This is a genomic window from Alkanindiges hydrocarboniclasticus (assembly GCF_001982605.1).
Taxonomy (GTDB): Bacteria; Pseudomonadota; Gammaproteobacteria; order Pseudomonadales; family Moraxellaceae; genus Alkanindiges; species Alkanindiges hydrocarboniclasticus.
Genome location: NZ_MLCN01000015.1, coordinates 1 through 1,620 on the forward strand (window position 1 = coordinate 1; position 1,620 = coordinate 1,620).

General features: G+C 37.0%; 2 protein-coding genes. One reads left to right on the top strand and one right to left on the bottom strand.

The window, feature by feature from the left end; all coding sequences use genetic code 11:
• On the bottom strand, positions 1-520 hold a 520-nt coding region (locus BKE30_RS06635), incomplete at its 3' end, for a competence protein CoiA family protein (protein WP_198938049.1).
• 273 nt (positions 521-793) lie between these two features.
• Here BKE30_RS06635 and BKE30_RS06640 point away from each other — a divergent pair.
• Positions 794-1,620 (top strand): hypothetical protein (locus BKE30_RS06640; protein WP_076877824.1); only part of this gene is annotated, 827 nt, incomplete at its 3' end.

Below are 1,620 nucleotides of genomic sequence, written 5' to 3' on the forward strand. Positions count from 1 at the left end.
TAATACCTGATTTTTTGATAGAATCGACCCGATGTGAGTGATATACCTCAAACATCAAGAAAGGATTGGTTTTCTCGGATTCTTCAAATACAGCCACATCACCACGAAAGCCCGTATCAGGATAGTTATATTCACTTATGGCCCGATCAACTGTGGCTGGCAAGGTATAGATAAACTGGTGTTTCCCACAAAAATGGCAAGGGAATTTAAGGCAGATCTGGTGACGTTCAGTAATGGCCAGAACAATGCGCTGTTTGGCCAGAATATGTTGCAATGACTCATTACTACAATTTCTATGCTCGACATGCCTAAAGTGATGTACACGTTCAGTGCCAGCAACCACAATGAGTGGATGGCCACAATCCGGGTCAGGACAATAATAATGATGCTGTTGGCTTTCTGCTCGTCGTGCAACAGCCTGAGTAATTGATATGATTTTGCCCTGCTGATCCAATGCCGATCTAAACCAGCTGCTGATAGAAGTATTGGTTAGTGCTGTTATTGATTGATCCCTGTCCATCATCTATTCCTGGTACAGTTTTATTTTGAAATTTCTCAAGGTATTCTATTTAAGCATTCACCCATAAATCCTGGGATTTGCCCAAGCAATCTTTATAACTATCAAAAATAATGAATCATTAAGGTAAATCCAATCCTGATTCCCAATTACTTCAAGATTCATGGAGTTATGGCGACATTCTGCGTCGTAGCGCACAATTGTAACTGTTGCTTTTCTTAAAGGTTTAGCTCAGTCTTAATTGACTAATAAATAAGCGAAAAGGTAGATTTCATCATGAATCCTTTTGATGATATTCCCAAGATTAATCATTGGTTAGATTTAGAAAACAGAGAAAAATTTTCAGCGTGTATTGATTTAAAGCAAATTAAAGAACCTCAACCCTTAAAAAAGGTCATTGCTGCCTACGAGTTGTCTCCCAAGGTCTATTGTGGGATTGCCAGTTGTCATACTGCTCACCATAAAGGATTTTTAGTTGAGCTATTTGATGGCTCGGAAACTATTGTCGGGCATTGCTGTGGCAAGAAATATTTTGGTCGTGATTTTACCGTTGAAAAAAACCGACTTACCAAACTTGCTACTGACAAGCAAAACTATGAAATCATTACTCGCTTTATCAAAAATCTGTCTGTTCATAAAAATGAATTTAATAATGTATTTAATGAAAATGAGCTTAACTGTGGCTTTAAGAAACTGATGCTAGCGGTCATTGATTTTAATACTGTCAGGACAAACATCAGTAGCCAGACCTTTAGTAATATTGGCTATGATGGAGAGGTATTCCAACTCGTCAGGAAGTCAGATAAGGATATAGAAATTGAGAGAGTTGCAGGACAAGGACAGTTGATTGAAACTCATCAAAAGCACATTATTGCAAAAATAAATCACTTTAACCTGCTGTTTCAAATTGATAAATTTTATCAATTAAAGGATTATTTTTCTAATCTTTTCATTTTCTTTGAACGCCACGGACGAGGCTTTACCAGCAATCAGCTTAAACAGTATGGCAAGCTGGTCAAAGATTTTGATAATAAGCTCTATGAGATGAAAATATTAGCTAAGCAAGGTTCTAATTTATTGAGTAAAACCAATCTAGAGAAGTT